The sequence below is a fragment of the Fibrobacter sp. UWB11 genome (assembly GCF_900143015.1).
Lineage (GTDB): Bacteria > Fibrobacterota > Fibrobacteria > Fibrobacterales > Fibrobacteraceae > Fibrobacter.
Map to the genome: position 1 here is coordinate 933,061 of NZ_FSRT01000001.1, position 19,203 is coordinate 952,263.

Annotated in this window: 19 protein-coding genes; 16 read left to right on the plus strand and 3 right to left on the minus strand. The window is 41.1% G+C overall.

Annotated features, from left to right (window positions below):
- Nucleotides 1–35 precede the first annotated feature (35 nt).
- The 4 genes from BUQ91_RS03965 (at nt 36) to BUQ91_RS03980 (ending at nt 3,927) form a co-directional block, all read left to right on the plus strand.
- On the plus strand, nt 36–632 hold the full coding sequence (locus tag BUQ91_RS03965; protein ID WP_014547240.1) for an adenylate kinase family protein: 597 nt from the start codon (nt 36–38) through the stop codon (nt 630–632).
- A gap of 233 nt (nt 633–865) precedes the next feature.
- A complete protein-coding gene (locus tag BUQ91_RS03970; protein WP_074208236.1) occupies nt 866–1,690 on the plus strand; it encodes a TIGR02147 family protein in 825 nt (274 codons plus the stop codon).
- A gap of 10 nt (nt 1,691–1,700) precedes the next feature.
- A complete protein-coding gene (locus BUQ91_RS03975) occupies nt 1,701–3,008 on the plus strand; it encodes a hypothetical protein (protein ID WP_074208237.1) in 1,308 nt (435 codons plus the stop codon).
- A gap of 37 nt (nt 3,009–3,045) precedes the next feature.
- Nucleotides 3,046–3,927: a hypothetical protein gene (locus BUQ91_RS03980; RefSeq protein ID WP_074208238.1), complete on the plus strand. Its 882-nt coding sequence runs from the start codon at nt 3,046–3,048 to the stop codon at nt 3,925–3,927.
- Nucleotides 3,928–4,097: 170 nt separating this feature from the next.
- Here the strand turns inward: BUQ91_RS03980 and leuB are convergent, their stop codons facing one another.
- Nucleotides 4,098–5,189 (minus strand): 3-isopropylmalate dehydrogenase, encoded by a 1,092-nt coding sequence (gene leuB, locus BUQ91_RS03985; protein ID WP_073113873.1) that lies wholly within the window; start codon nt 5,187–5,189, stop codon nt 4,098–4,100.
- Nucleotides 5,190–5,281: 92 nt separating this feature from the next.
- On the opposite strand from leuB, the gene BUQ91_RS03990 reads away from it, so the two are divergent.
- Complete coding sequence (locus tag BUQ91_RS03990) at nt 5,282–6,445, plus strand: hypothetical protein (RefSeq protein ID WP_074208239.1); 1,164 nt, start codon at nt 5,282–5,284, stop codon at nt 6,443–6,445.
- A gap of 200 nt (nt 6,446–6,645) precedes the next feature.
- On the opposite strand, the gene ruvB is transcribed toward BUQ91_RS03990, so the two are convergent.
- Together ruvB and ruvA are read right to left on the minus strand one after the other, a co-directional pair.
- Nucleotides 6,646–7,683 (minus strand): Holliday junction branch migration DNA helicase RuvB, encoded by a 1,038-nt coding sequence (gene ruvB / locus BUQ91_RS03995; RefSeq protein WP_074208240.1) that lies wholly within the window; start codon nt 7,681–7,683, stop codon nt 6,646–6,648.
- Nucleotides 7,684–7,727: 44 nt separating this feature from the next.
- Nucleotides 7,728–8,336, minus strand: a complete 609-nt coding sequence (gene ruvA, locus BUQ91_RS04000; RefSeq protein ID WP_074208241.1) for a Holliday junction branch migration protein RuvA — start codon at nt 8,334–8,336, stop codon at nt 7,728–7,730.
- 365 nt (nt 8,337–8,701) lie between these two features.
- Between ruvA and BUQ91_RS04005 the strand changes: the two genes are divergently transcribed.
- The 11 genes from BUQ91_RS04005 to BUQ91_RS04055 all read left to right on the plus strand — a co-directional run bounded on the left by BUQ91_RS04005 (nt 8,702) and on the right by BUQ91_RS04055 (nt 19,160).
- Entirely contained in the window at nt 8,702–9,268 is a 567-nt protein-coding gene (locus BUQ91_RS04005; protein ID WP_074208242.1) for a PglD-related sugar-binding protein, read from the plus strand.
- Nucleotides 9,268–9,954, plus strand: coding sequence for a sugar transferase (locus BUQ91_RS04010; protein ID WP_074208243.1), 687 nt, complete (start codon nt 9,268–9,270; stop codon nt 9,952–9,954). The genes BUQ91_RS04005 and BUQ91_RS04010 overlap by 1 nt, the downstream gene beginning before the upstream one ends.
- Complete coding sequence (locus tag BUQ91_RS04015; RefSeq protein WP_074208244.1) at nt 9,951–10,829, plus strand: NAD-dependent epimerase/dehydratase family protein; 879 nt, start codon at nt 9,951–9,953, stop codon at nt 10,827–10,829. The genes BUQ91_RS04010 and BUQ91_RS04015 overlap by 4 nt, the downstream gene beginning before the upstream one ends.
- 1 nt (nt 10,830) lies before the next feature.
- On the plus strand, nt 10,831–11,664 hold the full coding sequence (locus tag BUQ91_RS04020; protein WP_074208245.1) for a glycosyltransferase: 834 nt from the start codon (nt 10,831–10,833) through the stop codon (nt 11,662–11,664).
- A gap of 80 nt (nt 11,665–11,744) precedes the next feature.
- A complete protein-coding gene (locus BUQ91_RS04025) occupies nt 11,745–12,602 on the plus strand; it encodes a glycosyltransferase family protein (protein ID WP_074208246.1) in 858 nt (285 codons plus the stop codon).
- Nucleotides 12,603–12,615: 13 nt separating this feature from the next.
- Nucleotides 12,616–13,539 (plus strand): glycosyltransferase domain-containing protein, encoded by a 924-nt coding sequence (locus BUQ91_RS04030; RefSeq protein ID WP_074208247.1) that lies wholly within the window; start codon nt 12,616–12,618, stop codon nt 13,537–13,539.
- 15 nt (nt 13,540–13,554) lie between these two features.
- Nucleotides 13,555–14,709, plus strand: coding sequence for an EpsG family protein (locus tag BUQ91_RS04035; RefSeq protein ID WP_072828125.1), 1,155 nt, complete (start codon nt 13,555–13,557; stop codon nt 14,707–14,709).
- A gap of 7 nt (nt 14,710–14,716) precedes the next feature.
- Nucleotides 14,717–15,580 (plus strand): ATP-grasp fold amidoligase family protein, encoded by an 864-nt coding sequence (locus BUQ91_RS04040; protein WP_083601133.1) that lies wholly within the window; start codon nt 14,717–14,719, stop codon nt 15,578–15,580.
- Nucleotides 15,581–15,583: 3 nt separating this feature from the next.
- On the plus strand, nt 15,584–16,540 hold the full coding sequence (locus BUQ91_RS04045; protein ID WP_072828123.1) for a N(5)-(carboxyethyl)ornithine synthase: 957 nt from the start codon (nt 15,584–15,586) through the stop codon (nt 16,538–16,540).
- Between the two features lie 17 nt (nt 16,541–16,557).
- The gene (locus BUQ91_RS04050; RefSeq protein WP_074208249.1) at nt 16,558–17,682 is read left to right on the plus strand and encodes a CapA family protein; all 1,125 of its coding nucleotides are present in this window, start codon (nt 16,558–16,560) and stop codon (nt 17,680–17,682) included.
- Nucleotides 17,655–19,160, plus strand: a complete 1,506-nt coding sequence (locus BUQ91_RS04055) for a lipopolysaccharide biosynthesis protein (protein WP_217693435.1) — start codon at nt 17,655–17,657, stop codon at nt 19,158–19,160. The genes BUQ91_RS04050 and BUQ91_RS04055 overlap by 28 nt, the downstream gene beginning before the upstream one ends.
- Nucleotides 19,161–19,203 lie beyond the last annotated feature (43 nt).

Below are 19,203 nucleotides of genomic sequence, written 5' to 3' on the forward strand. Positions count from 1 at the left end.
CTCGGAATTTTAACAATCAACCTATGAGGTTATAAATGTCTCAGATTTCTGCTGTTCTTATCTTCGGTGCTCCGGGTTCTGGCAAGGGCACAGTGGGTGCAAAGCTCGCTGCTACGACCGCTCTCAAGCACCTCTCCACGGGCGACATCTTCCGTGGCATCGCTCCGTCTAGCGAATCCGGCAAGCTCCTTGCTTCTTACTCCAGCAAGGGTCTCCTCGTCCCGGACGAAGCTACCGTTGAAATCTTCGGCCGCTTTGTTGAAGGTCTCGTGAACACGAACAAGCTCAACCCGGAAAAGGATACCCTCCTCCTCGATGGTATTCCTCGCACGGTTGCTCAGGTCGATCTCATCAAGCCGATCGTCGACGTGAAGCACATCTTCGTTCTCGATATCAAGGACGAAGCTACTATCGTTGCTCGCCTCCTCAACCGCGCCAAGATCGAAGGCCGTAAGGACGACGCTGACGAAAACGTCATCAAGAACCGTCTCAAGGTTTACAAGGAATCCACCGCTAAGGTTCTCGAAAAGTACGATCCGAAGATCATCAGCCATATCGTTGGCGACAACACTCCGGACGAAGTCTTCCTCGATGTGCTCAAGGCATACGTGGACTTCACGAAGAACGCTTAATTCGTTCGCTGAACTTTATTCAGAATGCACCTTGCCTCGCGGCAGGGTGTTTTTTTTGAACTGTTATGCCCGACTTTAGCATGTCATTCCGGATTTATTTCGGAATCGCCTTCTTGTATCGAAAAACACTATGCTGTGTCATATACGAAAATTCTTTAAATTTGACATTGAATTTTAACTAAAAATACGTATTTTGTGTCATAGTGGCACGTGAATAGGGTATATTTGGTAACATGAAACCGATAACTGAATACAAAGATTACCATCCCTTGATCAAGGATTTCTACGAAGCGCAAAAGCGGACTTCGTACTTCTCCTGGCGGGAATTTGCGAAACTTGCGGGGTTTTCTTCACCGACTTACTTGCGACTTGTGAGCGAAGGCAAGAGCAATTTGAGCCGAGTGTCGATGAACCGCATGATTTCGGCAATGGGGCTTGCGGGCTATGAAGCGAACTACTTCATTGCGCTCGTCAATTTTTGCAATGCCAAGGATGACGAAGCCAAAAAGCCGTATTGGAAAGAAATGCGCCAGATTGCTCTTGAATACAAAGTACGCATCGTTGATAAAGAGGCTGTCGAGTATTTCGATGGCTGGAAAAATCAGGTTGTTCGCGAACTTGCACCGATGATGAATGGGGCCACCCCAGGGCAGATGGCGAATACGTGCTGCAACGAAATCTCCGCTGCCGAAGTCAGCAAGTCGCTAGAGTTCCTGACGAAAGCGGGGTTCCTTAAAAAAGGTGCGGACGGCTCGTACCGTCAAACCGAAAAGAACGTGACTGCGTCAAAGGAAGGCTTGGCCTATGCAGTACATGCGATGCAGCACAAAATGTTGCAACTTGCCGATGAATCTATCGAACGCTATGAACCGCAAGATCGTAGCGTGTCGAGTGTGACTCTTACAGTCAACCGCGAATGCTACGAACGTATAGCGCAAGAAGTTGATGCGTTCCGGAAAAAAATTGCCGCAATGGCTTCGGAAACAGAAAAAGCTGATCAAATCTATCATTTGAATATGCAACTGTTCCCGCTAACTTGGAAATTAAATAAAGATTAGGAGGCTTAGTATGAAAAAACTTTATAGTTTGTTTGCTCTTGGGGCTGTTTTGTTTGCCGCATGCTCCGACAATGCATCACCTGTTTCGGGCTCGACGAGTGTCCCGAATATGGGTAATAATTTAACGCCGAATTCGCCTGTGCTGTGCAGTGTGATGGGCGTGACGGATTCCTTGGAAGCTCTGGAAAAAGGTTGCATCTGGTCTCCTGAAATGTGGGGCCCAACAACGGGTTATCGCGTGCGCACCGGTTACGATAACGGGACGAATACTTCGGGTATCTGGACCGTGAGTACATTCCCTCAAGAAAATGCTTATGTTGATATGGTATGGCCTGGGAATGCGACTACAGAATATGATTCCATGGCACTTGCCGATGTTATAGACAAGTGTGGTGGAAACTTGTGCGGAAAAGTACTCTTTAAGGGCGGAAATAATATTCCTGCAAGTGATTTTCATCCTAATACCCGTAGAGAAGTTTATTTTGATTTTTATCTAGCTGGTAAAGATGCTTCTGGAAAGTTTGAAAGCGTTGATGCCCGCGATATGGATGGCATTTGCGTTTCGTTCTCGGGGCCTTTTTACATGTTACAACTTATACCTGATGATTCGTTGGCTGCGTTGATGGCTCCTGCCGTTTACGATTACTATTTGATGGGTACGCCTTCTAAGACCGATTCGAGTGTTAGGGAAAATTGCTATCCGAGAAATGCTTTTACGTTAAACGTAAATTACGGAAGGAATCCAAATTATGTTTACCCATCGGTCGAAGAAATTTGGGCTCATTTAAAGGGTTTCCGTTTTGTGTTAGATGGTTATTTCTCTGTTGGAGATGATTATGAGCCCGAGTTTAAAATTGTTGGGGTAAGCCGCTATAATACTCCTAGAGTTTCTACGGATAACCTTCATCCGGTCAGGACGGATTGCGAACCTGTTTCTGTTGCGAGTTCTTTCTGTGAATGCGATTATTCGGATGATAGAGTAGAGATCATGAAAGGATATGCTGTTCTTGATAGTTTATTATCAAAATATCCAATGAATGGAGATGTCTATGCATCGCTTTCGGATCCTGTGAAGGCTTGTGTTTATAATACTATACAAAGTTTGTCTCCTTTCTTTAATCAAATGATGGATATGACGAGGGAGAAAAAGCCTTGCGATAATCTGCTTCCAGAATATATTAAGTGTACTGACGGTTCTGTAAGTGAATCGGTTGAGTATATGGAAGTCAAGACGGAATTTGATGATAAAGTGGCCACCCAAGATGCTCGTGCTATTGCGGATTCACTTTCCAACTATTGCATGTCGTTAAATAATTGAATCGTAATTGAATCATAAAAATGAGTTGGGGTGAAATATGGTTGTTTCTAAAATTGCTTATGCAATGTTGATGGCTGTTGCGTTGACGGCTTGCTCGGATGTTGGTGATTCGGTGACGGATCCCGCCCTGAATGAACAGGATAATCGCATCGCTCTTGACAATATCACGGTTGAAGGCCATGCCTCGCGTCATCTATCTGCATCAGCTGCTGCAAATTCGGCGGTGTTGCGACGTGTGGCGGATGCGGGTACCATTGTAAGGATGGCGGAACTGGATTCCGTTACCTTGGATACAACAGGAGTGGTGTTCTATAGTCGCTGCGATGGCTCTACAGGTGAGTTTGCGTTTGATCATGTCTCGCTGCGTGGCCCGTATGTGAAAATTGAACTCGCTCCGTATGCGGAAAGCGATTCTTGGCAATGGAACGGTTCCTGGTCTTTTGATTTGTATGATCACGAAAGAGACCGCTTTGTAGCGACGTATAGCGTGATTGTTGATTTGAGAAAGTCAAGGACCGTTGATATAAACGCAATGACATTTTTGGAAACTTTTCGTTTGCACCGTTTAGTCCGCTTGGGCTACAGTTTGGTCGATGCCAAAGAACGTGCCGATAAAGAAATCATGAGTGCAGTTGGGCTTTCTGGCGAAACTTTTGATTTTGACAAAAGAGAATATGTTCGTAACCGTGGCCACTTGATTGTCAATAATCTTTTAGAGGACTTGATTATTGAGTGGTCATCCTATGCATCGCCATTGCAGGTTGCAAATGCTTTTGGCAATAAGGGCTCGCTTTCAACGAATACTCCGATTAGGGAATTCTTTGTTGATGAACTAAACGTGTGGAAAGAACAAAAATCTAATAGCGATAGCGCCATTGATTTTATAAAAAGGTTTATAGAGGCTCTTCAAGAAAAATAAAATCGATAGGAGGAAAAAAAGGCGGCCGGAGAAATCCGGTCGCTTTTCCTTTAAAGAAGGGAGATTCCCGGTCAAGCCGGGAATGACGCAGGAGCCGAGAGTAGCGCGAAAGCTTGCTTTCGCATTACCGAGGCGAACAAGTCAAGCCCCGTAGGGGAATGACAATGTCATTAAGCGAGAGCCTTAATGATGGCGTCGCCCATGCCGGTAGTGCCGACCTTGGTGCAGCCTTCCTGGTAAATATCGCCAGTGCGGAAGCCCTGGGCGATGACCTTTTCGCAGGCAGCTTCGATAGCCTTTGCAGCTTCTTCTTCCTTGAAGGTGTAGCGGAGCATGAGGGCCACGGAGAGAATCTGTGCGAGCGGGTTAGCGATACCCTTGCCTGCGATGTCCGGAGCGGAACCACCGGCCGGTTCGTACAGACCGAAGGAACCTTCGGCGATAGAAGCGGACGGGAGGAGGCCCATGGAACCGGTGAGCATAGCGCATTCGTCGGTGAGGATGTCGCCGAAGAGGTTCGGGCAGAGGAGCACGTCGAATTCACGCGGGCGCTTGAGGAGCTGCATGGCAGCGTTGTCCACGTAGAGGTGTTCGAGAGTCAGTTCCGGGTAGTCCTTGATGACTTCGTTCACGACTTCGCGCCAGAGCACACTCGTGGTGAGCACGTTGGCCTTGTCGATGGAGGCAACCTTCTTGTTGCGGAGCATAGCGGCATCGAAAGCGAAACGAGCGATGCGTTCGACTTCGTAGCGGCTGTACTTCATGGTGTCAAAGCCGATTTCTTCCTTGGAGCCCGGAACGCCTTCGCGGCCCTTCGGCTGGCCAAAGTAAACGTCACCCGTCAGTTCGCGGACAGTGAGGATGTTGAAGCCGTCGCCAACGATGTCAGCGCGGAGCGGGCATGCACCGGCAAGTTCCTTGTACACGCGGGCCGGGCGGAGGTTGCAGAAAAGCTTGAAATGCTTGCGGAGCGGGAGGAGTGCACCGCGTTCCGGCTGCAGGTTCGGGGGGAGGTGTTCCCACTTCGGGCCACCCACGGAACCGAAAAGAATACAGTCAGAAGCTTCACCGAGCTTGAGGGTGCTTTCTGGAAGCGGAGAACCGCTTTCGTCGTATGCTGCACCACCGACATTTGCCCATTCGGCGTTCACGTCGAAACCGAACTTCTTGGAAACAACGTCCAACACGCGGACAGCTTCTTTCATGACTTCCGGACCGATACCATCGCCCGGGAGCACTGCAATCTTGTAATTCTTGCTCATTGTTAATCCTTGTTTTATAATTTGAACGGGTTAAAAATAGTAAATTGTAAGGTGTTCAAGTTTTTTCTTCGAGGTCTGAAGTGTTTTTTAGAATGTTAATTCTTGGTGTTTTGATGGTTTTTGTTGGCTGTGGTACAAATGAGAACCCAAAGCCTGTATCCGTTACGACTTATAGTGTTTTAGATTCAGTTCTTTTTAAAAAGTTTTTTGATGACAGAAACGCCGAGTTTGGTAATGAAATTAGTAAAATATTTGAAGATATTGAAAAGCTCAATGTAAGGCAAAAGTCTGATAGTGCAAAACAGCAATGTACTTATAAGGTTTGCTTTTCAGACGTTGACGGAGTCATAACTCGTCATCCTTGTTCCTTAGATTCTGCACTGCTTGTGAATGTGGTGAAGAAAATGAATGGTGAAGACTCTCTGAAGGGACTTCGTTTTAAACTGCAATCCATAAGCTACGCGCAATCTGTCATTGAAGACTTTCCGACAATGTCAAAAATAATTCTCAATGAGGATGGTTCTCTTGAAGCGACCTGTGCTTCAAAAGAAGGAAAGACTTGCAATCATCTTTATGCTCAAGTGGTTGTATCCAAGAAGTTTTCAATAGAGCGATTCCTAGAAGAAGAAGGTTCGACTTGGGTGCCGGAAAGTTACTATGTTAGCATCGATGAAAATAATTTCGCCAAAGATTTTGAAATGGCTTTACTGCTGGCCTCTATTTTTGAAAGGAGTCTTAAGCACTTCTATAGGGGAAATGAGGTTGATTCCTTGATTCCCTTTGAAATGTGTTATGAAAATGGTTTTGCGGTTCCCTGCGGATTGTCCCCAAAGGAGCGTGATATTGTGAAGAAAACAGTTGAGAATTATGGGGATACTTTAATTGCTGTTACTTACCAAAAAAGTCTAACAATGAATGCTTTTGCTTATGATGGAATGACTAGCAAGCATTTTTGCAAATCCCAGGACGGAATTCATTGCAGTGAATTGTATGCGCTAGTGAGGGAGAAAAATGAAGAATTAGAGAAGTTCTGTAAAATGCTTGAAGAAAAAAATGTAAAACATACATGTGCCGGAGCGATGGATTTGTGTTACGCTGTAGGTTCTAGAATGGCTTTGTATCGCTTTAGCACGAAGGATTTATATGCGGCAAAAGAAGAACTGTCGCATGGAGATATAATGCCGAGCAGCGATGGGATGTTGTACAAAAAAGACGGAACATACCTAGGTTTCGAAAAAAACTCATCGCTGATGTGACAATGCCGCTTCCCGCGGGTGGAACTGCCGGTGTTCCTGCTTGATGAATTCTTTATCAATATGCGTATAAATTTGCGTCGTACTTGGTAAAATCGTAATTGCCCCGATCCTTTTCGACTTGGGCCACGAAGACTTGATGCCTGAAAGTGAACATGACTTGTATCGAAAAGACGGCACAATTGTTGGTCGGGAAAAGATTTTTACAACTCCAATTCAGTTTGCTCGCTGAACATCGACTTTGGGATAGGCTTGTGGAGCATCCTGTACGCATTCTGCGTGGCGATGCGGCCGCGCGGAGTTCTCGAAATAAGCCCCTTTTGGAGCAGATAGGGTTCGTAGACTTCTTCAAGAGTGTCTGGTTCTTCGCCCATGGCCGCGCTGATAGTACCGAGTCCGACGGGCCCACCGCCAAACTTGTCTATCATCATGGCGAGAATCTTGCGGTCGGTCGGGTCTAGCCCTTCACTGTCGATGCCGAGCATCTCAAGTGTTTTGAGTGCTGCGCGTTCATCGATGATTCCGCTGCCGCGAACTTGTGCGACATCCCTACAACGCCTGAGTACGCGGTTTGCCACGCGTGGCGTTCCACGACAGCGGCCGCCGAGAATCTTGGCCGCCTCTTCTGAAAGTTCAACGCCCAAAATGCGGGCGCTACGCATTAAAATCTTGACGATATCCTTTTCGTTGTACAGTTCCAGACGGTATTGCAGGCCAAAACGGTCGCGGAGAGGTCCTGTCAAAAGCCCGCTGCGCGTTGTTGCGCCTACGAGTGTAAAATGCTTGAGGGGGAGGTTCACGCTACGTGCTGCCGGGCCAGAATCGAGCATGATGTCGAGCCTGAAATCTTCCATAGCGGGGTAGAGATATTCCTCAACAACGCGGTTTAGGCGGTGAATTTCGTCGATAAATAAAATATCGTTTTCTTGCAGGCTCGTGAGGAGCCCTGCAAGGTCGCTGGCTTTTTCGAGTACGGGACCGCTGGTAATATGGATATTCACGCCCATCTCTTTTGCGATAATGCTCGAAAGAGTCGTTTTTCCAAGACCCGGAGGACCCGCGAACAAACAATGGTCTAACGCGTCGCCGCGTTGCCTTGCAGCCTCGATGGCTATAGAGAGGCTTTCCTTGATATCATCTTGCCCTGTAAATTCGCTCAAACTAGGCGGACGCAAATTGCGGTCAGAATCGCCTTCGTCAAAAGAACATTTTTGCGGAGAAATTATACGCTGATCTTCCATATTTTACCTGCGTTGTCACCCCGGATTTTTTCCGGGGCCGCCATTTATAGATACTTGAGAGCCTCCGGTATGAGTGCCGCGGCGTCCGCTGCATCGCCAAGGACCTCGACTGCCTTCACGACAGCCTTTTCTGCCGCTGGATCTTTTACGCCAAGCGTATGCAAGGCCAAAACCGCTTCCATCTTTGCACCTGTGAGAGCTCCCATGCCGGTAATGCCAGAACCCTCGACATCGCCCAAAGTTTGCAACATGGCGCCCGCTTTTTCCTTGAGCGTGAGCGTCATCTGCTCGCAAGTCTTTTTGCCAAGGCCCTTGATTTTACTCAATGAAGCCTTGTTGTCGCTTGCAATCATGTTCAAGAGGTCAGCCGGTGTACTGCCGCTCAAAATCCGTTGAGCCAACTTAGGCCCCACGCCGTTGACATCGAGCAGCATGATGAACGTATCTTTTTCAGTCTTGTCGGCAAAACCGAAAAGCGTCATGGAGTCCTCGCGCACAACGAGATTCGTGTGTAGAACGACCTCCGCCCCCTCTTCGGGCAGCTTGCCGGCCGTATATGCCGAAATGTTGACCCCGTAACCGACCCCCGCACACTCCACGATTACGAAAGTGGGGGATTTCTGTACCAAAATGCCACGGATTCGTTCTATCATAAACTCTCCAAGAATTGCTCTTTTGTGCTACTGTTCAAATGTATATTTGTTTTGCCCGGTTGTCAAGAGGTTTTTGCGCGAAGTGTTCCTTGATATTGGAAAATTTTGCGATTTTTTTCAAAAAAAAACAGGGACAAACCTCGAAAAAAAGCGTGTTAATAAATAGGGAATGATGCTATGTGTGCTGATAATCCTGACTAAATGTATTTAAGAATTACGAGTACAAATTTCCCCAAAAATACATAGCTTCAACGGGAGTCTTGTAGCGGGGCGTTTTTTGACGAAACACTAGTAATTACGTTAATATTTTCTTATATTTACATAAACTGTTTAAAAACGATTTAACCTCGAGGTCATAGCCAAAAATGGCGCAAGAGAACAACAACCTTTTGATTATTGGTGCTGGCCAATACGGGCTTGTTGCGCTTGAAATTGCGCAGGCTATGGGTTCCTTCGAAAAAATTGCATTTGTGGACGACTCTTATCCGAATGCTGAATCATTCGTTATTGGTTCCTCTCGTGATATTGAAAAATTCGCCCCTGATTTCCATTACGGTTTTGTGGCCATTGGTAATCCGAATGTCCGTCGCATGCTTTTAGAAAAGCTTCGCGATAATGGTATTGTCCCGGTGACCCTAATCCACCCGACGGCTTATGTGAGTCCGAGTGCGCAGCTCCAGCAGGGCTGTTGTGTCGAGCCTAATGCAACCGTGCAAACCGGAGCGACCCTTGGAACAGCCGCTTTTGTTGCTAGTGGCGCTGTCATCCGCCATAATGCCTCAGTTGGCGATTTTTGCCATGTGGATTGCAATGCTGTTGTGGAATCATCTGCCGTTGTACCGGCGGCGACCAAGGTCGAGTGCAATTCTGTTTTTAAGAAAGTTCAGGGGGTTGGCCTTGCTGGTCCTAGCTCCTTGGAGGGCAAAATCTAGTGTATAAGCATTTCTTCAAGCGTTTAATTGACATTGTTCTTTCTGGTATTGGCATTGTGGTGCTTGCATTCCCGATGCTCGTTATTGCTATCGCTATCAAACTTGACAGCAAGGGACCTGTGTTCTTTAAGCAAAAACGTGTGGGCATTCACAAAACTCACTTTTTCATCTACAAGTTCCGCACCATGCGTACTGATACTCCGAAGGACGCTCCAACGCATGAGCTCAGCGACCCTAAAAAGTGGATTACGCGAGTTGGCGGATTCCTTCGCAAGACAAGCCTCGACGAACTTCCGCAGATGTTCAACATTTTTGGCGGCTCCATGAGCATTATCGGACCACGTCCTGCGCTTTGGAATCAGTACGACCTGATTGCCGAACGTGATAAGTATGGTGCAAACGACGTGCCCGTGGGACTTACCGGCTGGGCGCAAATTAATGGCCGCGATGAACTCGAAATCCCCGTGAAGGCGGCCCTCGATGGCGAATATGTAAAGCGCCAGAGTTTCTTGTTTGATTGCAAGTGCTTTTTTGGCACCTTTATTAGTGTGCTCAAGAGCGAAGGCGTGGTCGAAGGCGGCACAGGTGAAATTCACAAGCATGAAGCCGAAGGTCATCACGAACAGTCCTCTCAGGCTCATCCTGAGCAAGCGAAGTCTGTCGAAGGATCCAAGGAGGCCTCATGATAAAGATTTTAATTACCGGCGCGAAAAGCTATATCGGCACATCCTTTGCGGACTATCTTGCTCAGCCCGAATTTGCGGGGATGTACCAAGTTGATACTCTCGACATGATTGGTGACGCATGGCGCAGCTACGATTTTAGCGGCTACGATGCCGTCTATCACGTGGCGGGGATTGCTCATAGCGACAATGGTAAAATCAGCGAAGAACGCGCCAAGTTGTACTACGCCGTGAACACCGACCTTACGGTGGAATGTGCCAAGCGTGCAAAAGAAGCTGGCGTCAAGCAGTTCATCTTCATGAGCAGTGCAATTGTATATGGTGACAGCGCTCCCATTGGCAAGGAAAAACTGATTACTCGTGAAACTCCCGTGAACCCCGCCAACTGCTACGGCGACAGCAAAGTACAGGCCGAAAACGGCCTCCGCCCGCTGGACAGCGATTCATTCAAGGTGGTCATCCTCCGCCCGCCCATGATTTTTGGCAAGGGCAGCAAGGGAAACTTCCCGCTGTTGAGCAAGCTTGCTCGCAAGTTGCCCATTTTCCCGAAAGTCAAGAATTGTCGCAGCATGCTTTATATCGGGAACCTGGTGGAATTCGTGCGCCTCATGGTGGAAAACGGTGAACAAGGCACCTTCTGGCCGCAGAACCCGCAGTACAGCAATACCAGCGAAGTTATCGCTACAATCGCCAAAGCCCATGGCAAGCGCTGTGTGCTTATTCCTGGACTTGGCTGGGCGCTCAAGCTGCTCGCACTCGCAACAGGACTTGTAAACAAGGCCTTTGGTAACCTTGCATACGACCAAGCAATGAGCGTGTACAAGGACCCCTACCAGAAATTCAGCCTGCAAGAAGCAATTGAAAGGACGGAAAGGTAAGATGAATTCAGGTATTTTAAATGATAAATACTCTGTCCTTATGTCGGTGTATAGAAATGATGACCCGAATTTTCTTACCGTTGCGATAGAATCTATGTTGAACCAAACCATCCCTCCGGAACAGTTTGTGATTGTTGAGGATGGAATTGTTGGTGATGAAATAGAAGAAGTTGTAAGTAAATATGAGAAAAATTCAAGTCTTTTCTCTATTGTTCGATTGGAAAAAAATGGCGGTTTGGGAAATGCTTTAAATCATGGGCTAAAGGTTTGCCGTAATGATTTAGTTGCAAGAATGGATGCTGATGATGTTTCTGTTCCTGAAAGGTGTGAAAAACAATTAAAGGCTTTTGCTAAAAATCCTGATTTGAAAATTTTGGGGACTCAGATAAAAGAATTTGTTGGGGATACTTCAAATGTTATCTCAACAAGGCGTGTGCCTACTTCATTTGAAGAAATAAAAAAATTTGCTCGTCGGAGAAGCCCATTTAATCATCCAACGGTAATGTATAAAAAAGAGGCTATTGAAAAGTTAGGTGGATATCCTATATTGAATCGCAAAGAGGATTTAGGTTTATTTATTAGTGCTGTCAATAATGCATATTATTCAGAGAATCTTGATGAATCGTTACTTTTTTATAGAACTAGTGTGGAAAATCAAAAACGCAGAAAAACTTGGGTAAATTGCAAGGAATATATTGAGGTTATGTATGCTTTCTTTAAAAAGAAACAAATTGGATTAGCTGATTTGGCTTATGTAGTATTTGGGCAGCTAATGATGTATATAGCTCCTTCGTGTATAACAACTAAATTAAGCAAAAAATTTTTAAGAACGTGAAAAAAGACGTATTTTTCAATATTAGCAGTAATTTAATTGTTTAAAATGATAATTTCGACTATTTCATAAGGATTTTGAACATGATTTGTGCGTTAGTGACATTGTATTATCCCAAAGCAGCTCACATCGATAATCTTAGAGCTTTGTTGCCGCAGGTGGATAAGGTTATAATTTGTGATAATAGTCCTAATGATAATTCTAGTTTTGTTCCTAGTGAGTGTGTTTATACATCGGTTCGCAAAAATCTTGGATTGTCGGCTGCTTTTAACAGAGTCTTAAAAGACGAAAAGTATAAATGGACCCCTGATGATATGATCATTTTTTTTGATCAGGATTCCAGAATTGTTGAAAATCATGTAAGGAAACTTATTGAATCTTACGAAGATTGTGTTACGAATAATTGCAAAGTTGGTTGTATTGGTCCCTTTTTTTACAACTCAAGTAATAACACTGTTGAAATTCCACGTGATAAAAAAGAGATAACATCTAATGTTTATGAAGTAAAAAGTATTATTACTTCATCTATGATGTGTAAATATAAGGATTTGCAAGAAATTGGTTTTTGGAACGAAGAAATTTTTTTAGATATGGCTGACTGGGATTTATGTTGGCGATTTATGCAAAAAGGGTACAAATGCTGTATGACTTCAAGAGTTTCTCTTTTGCATGCTGTTGGTACTGGCGAAAAAAAATTAGGTTTTATTAGGATGAGAGTTGGTGCACCGATAAGAGAATATTATGAAATAAGAGATTGCCTATATTTGATGAGAAAAAAGTATACACCATTGAAGTTTAAGGTGCGTTTTTTAGCTATGTTGACTCTGAGAAGTTTTATTCACGTGATATGCTATGATGAAAAAAAGAAACGTCTGAATTACATTATTCGTGGTGTAAAAGATTTTGTAAACGACATCCATGGTGAATTAAAAAACTCTTAGAGAGGTTTTGCTAATGGATGATATAAATCAAATTGAAATGATTAGAGCCATTGAAGATTTAAATAGAGAAAAGATATCTTTGATAAATGATTCTACAACGGTAGAAAATGAAAGAAAGTCAAGGTTGTTAAATGAGATAAGACATTTTCAGATTAATAAATTGATATCACATATTGCGGTACGATTAAGGCCTAAAATTTCAGTTGCTCCGTCAAATTGTAATATGCCAAAAGAAAAAGAGTATTCTTTGGCAAAACTAGGGGACCCGTCTTTAAAAGTCGCTGTTTATACATGTATTACAGGGAATTATGATTCTCCCAAATCGCCTTATGTTCATTTTCCCAATTGTGAATACTATATAGTTTCTGATTGTGTAAAACCAAATGGATGGAAATTGCTTGATATTGACAAAGAATTGATAACTAAGTATGGCGCTTCTTTGGCAAATCGATATGTTAAATTTCATCCTGATGAATTTTTTTCGAAATCATATGACTATGCCATATATTTAGACGGTAATATTACACCGGTCTCAGATTTGTCTGTGTTAACGGAGTTGATTGATAAGGATATTGGATTGGCCTTCCATAAACATTGCTCGAGAAATAAATTATCAGAAGAATATATAGCTTGCATAAATCAACACAAGGGTAATCCAAATAGATTAAAATCTCAAATAGAACTCTTTAAAAAAGAAGGCTTGCCTGATGATTTCGGGTTGATAGAAGGAAATTTTTATATCTGTGATCTTAAAAATTCCAAAGCAATATCTTTGTTGCATCAATGTTGGGATTTGTTGTTGAAGACAGAAGGCGGAAGAGATCAGATTATTTGGCCGTATGTTTTATGGAAAAACAACATAAATTTCGATAGTGTTGCAACATTGGGATCGAATGTTTGGAAGAATGTTAAAATATCCGTTGGCAAACACAACTAATACTAGTGATATTGTATGATTAGCGATGCTTCAAATGTGTATTCAAATGTCCTATATTTAGTAGGTATATTAGGAAGTTTTTTAGTGGCTTATTTTTTCCAGAAGCTAACTCCTAATAAAATAAAAATAGCTCAGATATTTAAGTCTTTTCTTATAGCAAGTCCTATGTCTATTGTATTAGGACTTAGATCAATATCTGTTGGTTATGATACCTACATGTATTCGCATTATTTCTTTGGTAAACTAGAAGCTTTGCCCAAAACAGAATTTCTATTTTCGCAATCGATGGTTTTACTAAATAGAATGTTTGGGTCTGATAATTATACAATAATGCTTCTGTTTTTTTCATATGCAACAGTATTCTTTGCCTTTTATGCAATTGAAAAATTTAATACAAATAATAGTAGGGCTGTTTATGTTTTAAGTTATTGCTTGATTTTTGGATTATGTATAACAGACCAATTTCGTCAGTTGTTAGGATGTTCGTTGTTTTTAATGGCCATTGCATATTTTTCTAATGAAAAAAGAATAAGAGGAATATTATATGTAATCATTGGAACTTTTACTCATTCGACTGTTCTTGTCGTTGCCTTAGTGTATTTAGTTTGTGGGTTGATAGAGAAAAGTGAATTTGGAAATGTTAGAGTTCAATTTTCAAAAGAAAATTCTATGGGTTTTACCCTTAATCCGAAGGCTTTGATTTTTTTTGGCTTTGTTATAGTTGTATTGATTTTATTTTTTACAAGTTCTTCATTCTTAGATTTTTTAATAAATATAGTCCCTATAAATTACTCTCAATATTTTACAACGCGTCTTAATCAAGAAAGCGTAGGGTTTGGATTGGTTCTTGATTCAATGATTATTATTCCTATGATCTTTCTTCATAAGTATTGCACAACACATCATGAAAGAACGATTTTTTTATTTGGACTATTTGTGCCTGTATTTAGACTTTGTGGATATATGAGCTATTTTTTGTATAGAATGCTTTACTACCCAGAATTGGCTGTCCTTATGTTATATGGGGTTTTGCTAAGGAAGCAAAATGTTCCTAATTATATGAAAGTGATTGTTATTTTGATTTGTGCTTTGTTTTATTACATTAATTACATGTATTTGAATAATCATGGTGCTTTCCCATATGAGTTTTATTTCGAAAAAAGGGGTTGAGTCTATTATGAACATTAAACATGAACTTCTCAAATTAATACCAGATTCTATATATTTGAAAAATGCATATAAGAAGATAATGGGAAAAAATTTGAATTTAAGAACTCCTAAAACATTCAATGAAAAATTGCAATGGTTAAAACTTCATAATAGGAATCCTCTTTACACAACACTCGTAGATAAATATGCTGTAAAAAATTGGGCTGCTAGACAAATTGGCGATTCGTATATTATACCGACTTTAGGCGTATGGGATAAATTCGAGGAAATTGATTTTGAAAAATTACCAAATCAATTTGTGTTAAAATGTACCCATGATTCTGGTAGTTATTTCATTTGCAAAGATAAATCAAAATTGGATAAGATCGAGGCTCAAAAGAGATTCACCAAGGCGTTAAAACGGAATTTTTTCTATAGTGGTCGAGAATGGCCCTATAAAAATGTACATCCTCGCATCATTGCTGAACAATATATGGAAGATCGCAATGGTGCTTTTGTTGATTATAAATTCTCTTGTTTCAATGGGGTCGTTGATTGTGTGATGGTTTGCCTTGATCGTCATCTGAATGATGTTAAATTTTACTTTTTCGATAAAGATTGGAATTTAAAACGGTTAAATGTCCGCGGAAAAAATGCACCTGATGATTTTACCATACCAAAACCCCCCTGTATGGATGAAATGTTCGAGATTGCAGCAAAACTATCTAAAGATATTCCGTTTGTTCGTGTTGATTTATTTGAATGTGATGGAAAAATTTATTTTGGTGAGATGACTTTTTATCCCGACAGCGGATTTGACGCAAACCTTTTGCCAGAAACAGATGCGTATTTCGGTCAGAAGATAGATTTAAGTAAAATTACAAGGAGATAGAAAATGAAAACTGTTGGTTTCCCGATTAGCCACAAGGAAAACGAAAAACGCCGTGCCATAGTTCCCGAAGATTTGAAAAAAATGGCTCATCCTGAGTTGATTTATATTGAATCTGGTTTTGGTGATGTTCTTGGATTGACTGATTCTGATTTTAAGTCTATAGGTTGTCAGATCGTATCACATGAAGAAGTTCTTAAGGCTGATATTATTTGTGACCCTAAAATTGGTGACGCCGATTATCTTGAAAAACTAAATAAAGGGCAAACGATATTTGGTTGGGTCCATGCAACACAAAATCGTGATATTACTGATAAAATTATTGCTTCGGGATTAACTGCTTTTGCTTGGGAACACATGTTTGAAAATGGACGGCATACTTTTTGGTTCAATAATGAACTTGCTGGAGAATCCGCTGTTATTCATGCGTTCCAATGCTATGGTCGCTTACCTTTCGGTTTGAAGGTTGCTGTTATTGGTAATGGTAATACCGCAAGAGGTGCAGTTCGCGTTTTGAATATGCTTGGTGCTCATGTTATGCAATATGGACGTAAGACTGAACAATTGTTGCGTGATGAAATCGGCAATTATGATGTCGTTGTGAACTGTATTCTTTGGGATGTAAATCGCAAGGATCACGTTGTTTCGAAAAACGATCTTAATCGGATGAAACGTGGATCCATGATTATTGACGTAAGTTGTGATAGACATGGCGGAATTGAAACAAGTGTGCCGACTACAATTGAGAAACCTACGTATGTTGTAGATGGAGTAGTTCATTATGCCGTTGACCACACTCCATCGTTATTCTACAAAACTTTTTCGTATAATAATTCCAAGATTATTTATCCTTATATTGAGGAATTAATGAGTGGAAATATTGGTAAGGTTTTGAAAGATTCCATGATTTTTGAAAATGGTGCAATTATTGATCAGGAAATTGTTAAATATCAAAATCGATAAATAGAAAAGGTTTAATAATGTCTATTATTATTGGCGCTGACATTGTTCCTACGGAAAGAAATAGTTCTTATTTTGAAAAAGAAAATATAGAGTATCTTGTTGGAAGTGATCTTATCCAAATTTTTAAAGATACTGATTATCGCGTTTTTAATCTTGAAACTCCGTTGACGAATGATGTTGCTCCAATAGACAAGTGTGGCCCTGCTTTACGAGCAGATTGTTCTACTATATTGGGAATTAAAAAGCTAGGCGTTGATCTTTTTACCTTGGCGAATAATCATATAATGGATCAAGGTGAAACGGGTCTTACTTCGACTATTAACTTGCTAAAAAAGAACGAAATATCTTACCTTGGTGCTGGTGAAAATTTAGAACAAGCTCGAAAGCCTTTTGTAAAAAATATAAAAGGGAAACGTATTGGCTTTTATGCTTGTGCGGAACATGAGTTTTCTATTGCAAGTGAAAATAATGCTGGGGGCAATCCATTTGATGCATTAGAGTCTTTTGACCATGTTGTTGCTTTAAAGGCTGAATGTGATTTTGTAGTTGTCCTTTATCATGGCGGAAAAGAGTATTATCAATATCCATCGCCGATGTTGCAGAAGGTCTGTCGTAAGTTTGTTGAAAAAGGTGCCGATTTGGTTGTTTGCCAGCATAGTCACTGTATAGGTTGTGAAGAAAAGTATGCTGAAGGCACAATCGTGTATGGACAAGGAAATTTTTTATTCGATGATTGTGTCAACCCATTTGCAGAACACAGTCTTTTAATAAAGATAGAAGATGATTTTTCTATAAATTATTTGCCTTTAGTTAAATTTGAAAATGGTGTTCGCCTTGCTACTGGTGATGATGCTGAGAAAATTATTGATGCGTTCAAAATTCGTAGCGAACAAATAAAAGAAGACGGTTTTATTCTAAAAGAATTTGCAAAATTCGCTCCATCCATGTTGCAAAATTATTTGATTGTTTGCTCTGGTTTTAGACATAGAATAATATGTAGAATATTGAATCGCCTAACACATGGTAGGATTGTAAAAAAATTGACAAGTGCGTATAGTAAAGACGAGTTGCTCGCACTTCGAAATTTCATTGAATGTGAAGCTCATCGAGAGCTTTGGATAGAAGGCTTATTGAAAAAATAATTATGGCTCAAGATTTAAAAAAACAAATGTTAACGGCTGTTAAATGGTCTACAATTGCTGAAATTGTTTCGAAATTAGTCGTTCCTATATCAACTGTTGTTCTTGCTCGATTGTTGACGCCTGAAGCTTTTGGCATTCTTGTAACAGCAACAATGATAATTTCTTTTGCCGAAATATTCTCTGATGCTGGTTTTCATAAATATTTGATTCAACATGAATTTCCTTCAGATGAAGAAAAATACAAGGCTGTTTCTGTTGCTTTTGTTTGCAATCTATTATTGTCTCTTGTGATATGGGGATTAATTTGTCTTTTTTCAAAGAAAATTTCTTTATTAGTGGGATGCCCAGGAAAAGAATTAGTTGTTATTGTTTCTTGTATTTGTATTCCTATATCGTCCTTTTTCAGTATACAGTCGGCGATATTTAAAAGACATTTTGATTTTAAAACTTTATTTGTTGTTCGCTTTGTAGGAACGTTGATTCCATTAGTTATAACGATACCGTTAGCTTTTTTTACTCGTAGCTATTGGGCTTTAATTATAGGAATGATTGCTCAGAGTTTCTCTAATGCTTTGATTTTGACAATAAAATCACCATGGAAACCTAAATTGTATTTTAATATGACTTGCTTAAAGGAAATGTTTTCTTTTAGCATGTGGTCCATGTTTGAATCTGTAAGTATTTGGTTGACTGGATATATCGATATTTTTATTGTTGGCTCTGTTTTGAATCAACATTTTTTGGGGGTGTATAGGACCTCTATGACGACAGTAGGTCAAATAATGGGATTAATTACATCCGCAACAACTCCGATTTTATATTCGTCTTTATCTCGTTTACAAAATGATGATGAGGAATTCAAGAAAGTCTTTTTTTCATTCCAAAAAATTGTGGGGTTATTGGTAATCCCTTTAGGTTTTGGAATTTTTCTTTTTAAGGATTTGGTGGTTAAAGTTCTTTTAGGAAATCAATGGCACGATGCAATTCTTTTTGTTGGACTTTGGGGGTTGATGAGCTCTATAACTATTATTTTATCTCATTATAGTAGTGAAGTATATCGAGCAAAAGGAAAACCCAAATTATCGGTTTTTGCGCAGTGTTTACATATTGCTGTTTTATTGCCCGTTGTTTTGGTCTTTGTTCACCATGATTTTGATGTGTTGTGCATGGCCCGTTCATTAGTTCGATTTGAACTCATTTTAGTTAATATGCTTCTAATGCTTTTCTTTATAAAAATCAGTCCTCAAAAGATGCTTTTTAATGTTTTTCCAGCATTTTTTTCTTCAATCGTAATGAGTCTTATAATTTACTTTTTACCTAAGAACGAAAGCTATTTTTTGAGTTTCGTGTATATTTTTGTGGGTGTTTTAATTTATACAGGCGTGGTTTGTGTATTTAAAGAAGAACGAGCGCTTGTGAAAAATGGCTTAAGTAAAATTAGATCGATTATTACGAGTTTCCTCCATAGCCGTTTATAATGTAATATGAAAAAAGCGCAGGCCATTTGACCTGCGCAAATTT